General features: G+C 72.8%; 5 protein-coding genes. 2 read left to right on the top strand and 3 right to left on the bottom strand.

All coding sequences use genetic code 11. The features are described from left to right. Positions 1 to 55: 55 nt before the first annotated feature. The 3 genes from ACTIR_RS0110985 to ACTIR_RS0110995 all read right to left on the bottom strand — a co-directional run bounded on the left by ACTIR_RS0110985 (position 56) and on the right by ACTIR_RS0110995 (position 4,164). On the bottom strand, positions 56 to 652 hold the full coding sequence (locus ACTIR_RS0110985) for an FKBP-type peptidyl-prolyl cis-trans isomerase (protein WP_026454324.1): 597 nt from the start codon (positions 650 to 652) through the stop codon (positions 56 to 58). Positions 653 to 661: 9 nt separating this feature from the next. Next, positions 662 to 3,067 carry a HelD family protein gene (locus tag ACTIR_RS0110990; RefSeq protein WP_026454325.1) on the bottom strand — a complete coding sequence of 802 codons (2,406 nt, stop codon included), beginning with the start codon at positions 3,065 to 3,067 and terminating at the stop codon, positions 662 to 664. Between the two features lie 116 nt (positions 3,068 to 3,183). Next, positions 3,184 to 4,164 (bottom strand): heme o synthase, encoded by a 981-nt coding sequence (locus ACTIR_RS0110995; protein ID WP_026454326.1) that lies wholly within the window; start codon positions 4,162 to 4,164, stop codon positions 3,184 to 3,186. Between the two features lie 374 nt (positions 4,165 to 4,538). Between ACTIR_RS0110995 and tkt the strand changes: the two genes are divergently transcribed. Further along, positions 4,539 to 6,632 carry a transketolase gene (gene tkt, locus ACTIR_RS0111000; RefSeq protein ID WP_026454327.1) on the top strand — a complete coding sequence of 698 codons (2,094 nt, stop codon included), beginning with the start codon at positions 4,539 to 4,541 and terminating at the stop codon, positions 6,630 to 6,632. A gap of 104 nt (positions 6,633 to 6,736) precedes the next feature. Then, positions 6,737 to 7,858, top strand: coding sequence for a transaldolase (tal, locus tag ACTIR_RS0111005; RefSeq protein WP_026454328.1), 1,122 nt, complete (start codon positions 6,737 to 6,739; stop codon positions 7,856 to 7,858). Positions 7,859 to 7,914: the final 56 nt, after the last annotated feature.

A 7,914-nucleotide genomic window follows, 5' to 3' on the forward strand; every position in this document is an offset into this window, starting at 1 on the left:
CCGCCCGCCGGTCGCGGGCGGGCCCGTCCCGTGCGCACCCGACGGGCGGGCGGGGTCACTGCGGGGTGTCGACCGCCACGACCTCGGCGACGATCACGACGGCCTCGTCGACCTGCGCGGGACCGCTGTCGGCCTCGGAGATCTCCCCGGCCGGGACGACCATCAGGCGCCTGCCGCGCTCCTTGATGTCGACCAGCGCCTCCTCCCAGGCGTCGAACTGCTGCTGCTCCTGACCGAACTCGACGGTCTCCGTCGCGGGCTCACCGAAGGTGCTGCGGAGGACCTCGCCACCCGACCAGCTGACCATCGTGTAGTCGAACTCGACGATGCCGCCCGGTTCGGCACCCGGCCCGACCCCCTCGTCGAGCTCGCGGGTCACCAGTTCGGTGGGTACGGCACAGCCTTCGGGGATGGTGACCTGCGGCCCCTCCCCACCGGCCTCGCCCTCCTCGGTGACGGTGATGTCCTCCGCCGTGCACTCCTCCTGCGGCTCCTGCTCCCCCGGCGAACCGGTCGGCTGCTCCGGAGCTCCGGCCCCCGGCGACGCTCCGGTGTCCGGCGGCACGTCCGAGGGCTGCTCGCTCGGCGGGGAGCAGGCCGCGAGCGCGGCGGCGCAGACCGCCGCGGTCATGATCTTGCCAGCATTGCGCATGGGATTACCCTAGCCGGACCCCGGTTCCGCGCTCCCGTCGCCTGACAACGCGGGCAACGGCTCACCCGTGTGTAGGACACCGAGCCGTCGTGTCGCCCGTGTGAGCGCGACGTACAGGTCGTTCGCCCCGCGCACGGACTCGGCGACGATCTCGTCCGGCGCCACGACGATCACCCCGTCGAACTCGAGCCCCTTGGCGCGCTCCACGGTCAGCACCGACACCCGGGGCGTCTGCACCGGGTCGTCCGGCGCGGCTTCCCCCGCACGGGCGAGTTCGGCCGAAAGCTCGCCCTCGACGGCCGCCGGGCACAGCACCCCCAGCGTGCCGTCCCCGAGCCGCGCACGTTCGTCCTCCACCAGCTCCGGCAGACGCGCCGCCAGCTCGGTGCGGGGCAGGCGCCGCTGCCACGGCGGCACGCCGGTCTCGCGCACCGACACCGGCGCCGACAGCGCCGGGTCGATCTCGGCGAGCACCCGGGCGGCGACCTCCATGATCTCGGCGGGTGTGCGGTAGTTCACGGTGAGCTCCCGCAGCCGCCAGCGGTCGGCGACGTACGGGGCCAGCACGTCCGACCAGCTCGACGTGCCCGCGGCCGACCCGGTCTGGGACACGTCCCCGACGACGGTCATCGACCGGCTCGGGCTCCGGCGCATGAGCAGCCGCCAGTCCATCTCCGAGAGTTCCTGCGCCTCGTCCACGATGACGTGCCCGAAGGTCCAGGACCGGTCCCGCGCGGCGCGCTGGGCGGCGGTGAGGCCACTGCCCTCCTCCTGCCGCTGGGCGAGCAGTTCGGCGTCGAGCACGTCGCGCACCCGCACGACCTCCTCGTCGATGATCTCCTCGTCCTGTTCGAGAACGTGCAGCACACCCTCGGCGTAGGCCTTCTCCTCCCGCTCCCGGCGGGCCCGGCGCCTGCGTGCCTCGGTGTCGTCCTCCCCGAGGAGTTCGGCCAGCTCGTCGAGCAGCGGCACGTCCCCGGGCGTCCACAGCGCGCCGGGGTCGCGCCGCAGGGCGCGGCACTCGTCGTCGGTGAGATGTCCCCGCGCGGCGGAGGCCAGCCGTTCCGGGGTGGTCAGCAGGTCGTTGAGCAGCTCCTGCGGCGACAGCTTCGGCCACAGCGACTGCAACGCGTCGGCCACGGCCGCGTCCTCGGCCAGCTCCGCCCGGATGGTGGCGTGGTCGCGGGCGTCCAGCAGGGGTGTGTCGTCCACCTCGTCGTCCGCGAGCGGGATGTCCGGGACGTCGTCGAGCACGTCGGACTCCAGCCGGGCGGCCGACTGCGCCGCCAGCGCGTCCAGCACGTCGTCGACGAACACCCGGCGGGCGAGGTTGTGCGGTTTGAGCGTCTCGCGCGCCCTGGCCCGCGCCTTCTCGCAGGTCCCGCGGTCGAGGGTGAGCACCTCCCCCTCGGCGGGGATCTCCAGGACGTCGTCGGGCACGGTCTGCCGGTCGCGCACCGCCGCGGCCAGCACCTCGGTCATGGCGATCCGGCCCTTGATCTCCGCGGCCTCCGGGGTGTCCAGGCCGGTCGCGGTCAGTCCGGGGTACAGCTCGCCGATCGTGGCCAGCAGCACGCCGGTCTCCCCCAGCGACGGCAGCACCTGGCCGATGTAGCGCAGGAAGGTGCTGTTCGGCCCGACCACGAGCACCCCGCGGCTGGTGAGCTGGTGCCGGTAGGTGTACAGCAGGTAGGCCGCACGGTGCAGCGCGACCGCGGTCTTGCCGGTGCCGGGTCCGCCCTGCACGACCAGCACCCCGCCCGGGTCGGCGCGGATGATGCGGTCCTGCTCGGCCTGGATGGTGGCGACGATGTCGGACATCTCACCGGTGCGCCCGCGCTCCAGCGCGGCCAGCAGCGCCGCCTCGCCCGCGAGCCCGAGATGGTCGCTGCCCTCGCCGGAGCCGAGGTCGAGCACCTCGTCGTCCACGCCGACCACGCGCCGGGACAGGGTGCGCAGGTGCCTGCGCCTGCGGACACCGTCCGGCGAGGCGGCCGTGGCGAGATAGAACGGACGTGCCGCCGGTGCGCGCCAGTCCACCAGCAGGGGGCGGTAGTCGTCCTGCTCGTCGAACAGGCCGAGCCTGCCGATGTAGATCGGGGAGTCGGTGTCGCGGTCGGGCGCGAAGTCGAGCCTGCCGAAGGCCAGCCCCTGCTCCACCGAGTTCAGCTGCGCCAGCCGGTCGCTGTAGGTCGCGGTGGCGGCCTCCCGCTCGGCCTGTGCCTGCGGTGGGCCGCCGGTCGCGGCCAGCGCCTCGGTGAGCCGCTGGTCGGCGAGTTCACGTTCTGCGTCGAGCCGCTCGTAGAGCATCGTCACGTAGCGCTGCTCGGCGGCCACCTCGTCCCCGTCCGGGGTGGCGGCCTCGTCCGGAACGGCGGTGCGGTCGGGTTCCCGGTGTTGCGGGGACACGGACACGGTGGTTCACCTTCGCGGGTCGGGGGAACAGCCTGGCCGAATCCGTAACGAACGCCGTCCGCGGGTCATTCCCGGTACTCCCCGACCGGGTGGCCCCGCGGCACCGGAGCCGCGGGTCAGAACGGCAGGCCGAGGACCGGCAGTCCGATGGCGGAGTCGACCGCCAGCGCACAGAAGACGATCATCAGGTAGGTGTTCGACCGGTGGAACAGCGCCATCGGCCTGGTCGTCTCGCCCCGGCCGACGGCCGCGTACAGGCGGTGCGCGTAGAACAGGAACCAGGCGCCCGCCAGTCCGGCGAAGGTGGCGTAGAGCCAGCTCGTCGCCGGAGCCAGCAGCAGCGTCCAGCCGACCATCACCCAGGAGTAGATCACGATCTGCCGGGCGACGTGCCGGGGCGGCGCCACGACCGGCAGCATCGGCACCCCGGCCCGCTCGTAGTCGTCGCGGTACTTCATCGCCAGTGCCCAGGTGTGCGGCGGGGTCCAGAAGAAGATGACCCCGAACATCACGAAGGCGGGCCAGGACACGGTGCCCTCCACCGCGGCCCAGCCGATGACGACGGGCATACAGCCGGCCGCGCCGCCCCACACGACGTTCTGCGGCGTGCGCCGCTTGAGCACGAGGGTGTACACGAAGATGTAGAACAGGATCGTGCCGACGGCGAGCGCGGCGGCCAGCAGGTTCACCGCCAGGTACAGCACGGTGAACGACCCCGCGGCGAGCGCGAGACCGAAGATCAGGGCGTTGCGCCGGGGCACCGAGTCCCGCACCAGCGGACGCCGCTTCGTCCGGTTCATCACCTTGTCGATGTCGGCGTCGATCACGCAGTTCAGCGCGTTCGCGCTGCCCGCGGCCATCGTGCCGCCGAGCAGGGTGACCAGTACCAGCCACGGCGACGGGATCGCCCGTCCCGCCAGGAACATCGCCGGGATCGTGGTGACCAGCAACAGCTCGATGACCCTGGGCTTGGCCAGCGCGGCGTACGCGCCGACGACGTCCCGCATACCTCGCCGGCCACCGGCTGGGGACTCGCCAGTGGGATGCACGGCGCTGGTGTGCTCACTGCGCCCGTGCGCAGCGTTCACCAACGACATCTCGCTCCCTGTCTCGGACTCCGTGAGGACGCGCGCCCCGGGGACGCGGCATCTTGACGGATCGTAGTAGAGCGGGATGCACCCCCGCCGGGCGGCACCCACGGCGGCAAGCCACGTCACACCGGCGGGATCCGGCACGGGTGCGCGGCACCATCCCCGCCCGCCCGGTGCCCACGATCACTGACTCTGCGCAGCCGGGTCGTCTAGGCTGACGACCGACCGGTCCGGCTGACCGGAACATCTTTCCCGTGTCGTCGACGAGATCGCTTCCCCCACTGTTCGGGATCGATTAAGATCGTCCGGGACACGCCCACGGCCGGGCAACCGGGGTAGCCAGCAACAGCCAACGTGCGAAGAATCAGGGAGCCGAGTTCGTGTCGGAGATCGCCGCTACGGAGAACAACCCACTGCTGCGCCGGAGGTATCCGGCCGACTGGACGGAGACGGACACCCGCGCCGTGGACACCGTCCGCGTCCTGGCGGCGGACGCCGTCGAACACTGCGGGAGCGGCCACCCCGGCACCGCGATGAGCCTCGCCCCGGCCGCCTACTCGCTGTTCCAGCGGATCATGCGGCACGACCCGGCCGACCCCGAGTGGCCCGCGCGCGACCGCTTCGTGCTGTCCGCGGGGCACAGCAGCCTCACCCTCTACATCCAGCTCTACCTCGCCGGGTACGGCCTGGAGATGGAGGATCTGAAGCAACTGCGCCGGTGGGGGTCGAAGACCCCGGGGCACCCCGAGTACCGGCACACACCCGGGGTGGAGACGACCACCGGCCCGCTGGGCCAGGGCCTGGCCAACGCGGTCGGCATGGCGATGGCGGCCCGTCGCGAGCGGGGCCTGCTCGACCCGGAGACGCCCGAGGGCGAGAGCCCGTTCGACCACCACATCTACGTGATCGCCTCGGACGGCGACATCGAGGAGGGCGTCACCTCGGAGGCGTCCTCCCTGGCGGGCAGGCAGGAACTGGGCAACCTCGTCGTCGTCTACGACGACAACAGGATCTCCATCGAGGACGACACCACCGTCGCGCTGTCCGAGGACACCGCGAAGCGGTACGAGAGCTACGGCTGGCACGTGCAGGTCGTGGAGGGCGGTGAGGACGTCGTCGCCTTCGAGGAGGCGGTCGCCGCCGCCAGGGCCGAGACCACCCGGCCGTCGTTCATCCTGCTGCGCACGGTGATCGGCTACCCGGCCCCGACCAAGATGGACACCGGCAAGGCGCACGGCGCCGCACTCGGCGCGGACGAGGTCGCCGCCGTGAAGGAGGCGCTGGGCTTCGACCCGGCGACCAGCTTCGCCATCGACGACGACGTGCTCGCCCACACCCGCCGGATCGGCGACCGCGCCGCCGCCGACCGGGCGCGCTGGCAGGAACGGTTCGACGCCTGGGCCGCGGCCAACCCCGAACGCGCGGAGCTGGCCGGGCGGCTGCGCACCCGGGAGCTGCCCGAGGGCTGGGCGCAGAAGCTGCCGAGCTGGGAGCCCGACGCGAAGGGCATCGCCACCCGGAAGGCCTCCGGCGAGGTGCTCAACGCCGTCGCGGACGTGCTGCCGGAGCTGTGGGGCGGGTCGGCGGACCTCGCCGAGAGCAACAACACCGTCATCAAGGGCGCGTCCTCGTTCGGCCCGGCGGCGGCGTCGACGGAGATGTTCGCCACCGAGCCCTACGGCCGGAACCTGCACTTCGGGGTGCGGGAGCACGCCATGGGTGCGATCCTCAACGGAATCGCCCTGCACGGCGGCACCCGTCCGTACGGGGCGACCTTCCTGATCTTCAGCGACTACATGCGGCCCGCGGTGCGGCTGGCGGCGCTGATGAAGGCCCCGGTGGTCTACGTGTGGACGCACGACTCCATCGGCCTCGGTGAGGACGGCCCCACCCACCAGCCGATCGAACACCTGGCCTCGCTGCGCGCCATCCCGGGCCTCAACGTGGTGCGGCCCGCCGACGCCAACGAGACCGCGGCGGCCTGGAAGGCGGCGCTGGAGGACGTGCACACCCCGACCGGCCTGGCCCTGACCCGGCAGAACGTGCCGGTGCTGGAGGGCACCGACCCGGAGGGCGTGGCCCGGGGCGGGTACGTGCTCGCCGAGGCCGCGAACGGTGCGCCGGAGGTGCTGCTGCTGGCCACCGGCTCCGAGGTGCAGCTCGCGCTGGCCGCGCGGGCGACGCTGGAGGCCGACGGCGTGCCCACGAGCGTGGTGTCGATGCCCTGCGTCGAGTGGTTCGACCGCCAGGACGCCGCCTACCGGGACGCGGTGCTGCCACCGTCGGTGACCGCCCGGGTCGCCGTCGAGGCCGGGGTGGCCCAGTCGTGGCACCGCTTCGTCGGTGACCGCGGCGAGACCGTCTCCCTGGAGCACTTCGGCGCCTCCGCCGACTTCGGCACGCTCTACGAGAAGTTCGGGCTGACCGCCGACGCCGTCGTGGCCGCGGCCCGCCGGACGTTGGCCCGGCGCTGACTCCGGGCACCCGGACGGGTGGGCCACCGGGTGGGCCGCGCGGTGACACCGCGGCCCACCCGGCCCGGCCAACGACGAGCGCGACAACAGAAAGGGATGAGATCATGGCCAACACCGACCGGCTGGCGGAGCTCTCGCGGGCGGGAGTGTCCATCTGGCTCGACGACCTGTCCCGGCAACGGCTCCGGTCCGGCAACCTGGCCGAGCTGATCCGCGACCGGCACGTCGTCGGCGTCACGACCAATCCCACCATCTTCGCGGGCGCCGTCGCGCAGGGCGAGGATTACGACGAGCAGGTGCGCTCGCTCGCCGAACGGGGTGCGGACGTCCACGCGGCGGTGCGCGAGCTGACCACCGGTGACGTCCGGGAGGCCGCCGACGTCCTGCGGGAGACCTGGGTCGCCACCGACGGCAAGGACGGCCGCGTGTCGATCGAGGTCGACCCCGGACTCGCCCGGGACACCGACCGCACCGTCGCCGAGGCCGCCGAACTCTGGAAGACGGTGGACCGGCCGAACATCTTCGTCAAGATCCCGGCCACCGAACAGGGGCTGCCCGCGATCACCCGGAGCCTCGCCGACGGCATCAGTGTCAACGTCACGCTCATCTTCTCGGTCGAGCGCTACCGGGCCGTGATCGACGCGTTCTTCGCGGGCCTGGAACAGGCCCGGGCCAACGGGCACGACCTGTCCCGGATCCGCTCGGTCGCCTCGTTCTTCGTCTCCCGCGTCGACGCCGAGGTGGACAAGCGGCTCGAGGCGATCGGCACCGGGGAGGCCCTGGCCCTGCGGGGCGAGGCGGCCATCGCCAACGCCCGCCTGGCCTACGCCGCCTACCAGGAGAAGTTCGCCGATCAGCGGTGGGCCGCCCTCGCCGGGGCGGGGGCACACCCGCAGCGTCCGCTGTGGGCCTCGACCGGGGTGAAGAACCCGGAGTACTCCGACACCCGCTACGTCGACCGGCTCGTCGTGGCCGACACGGTGAACACGATGCCGGAGAAGACGCTGCACGCCGCCGCCGACCACGCCGAGATCACCGGCGACACGGTCACCGGCACCGCCGGGGAGGCGCAGCAGGTGTTCGACCGGCTCTCCGCGGTCGGCATCGACATCCCCGACGTGTTCCGCACGCTGGAGGACGAGGGCGTCGAGAAGTTCGACACGTCCTGGAACGAACTGCTCGACACCGTGCGCGGGCAGCTCGACGGGGCCGGGGCGCGCTCCTGATGGCGGCCGGGCACACCGAGGTGACCGTCGCCGACCCCGCGCTCGCCGGCGCGGCC

Origin of the sequence: Saccharomonospora iraqiensis subsp. iraqiensis (assembly GCF_000430445.1) — a bacterium.
GTDB lineage: Bacteria > Actinomycetota > Actinomycetes > Mycobacteriales > Pseudonocardiaceae > Saccharomonospora > Saccharomonospora iraqiensis.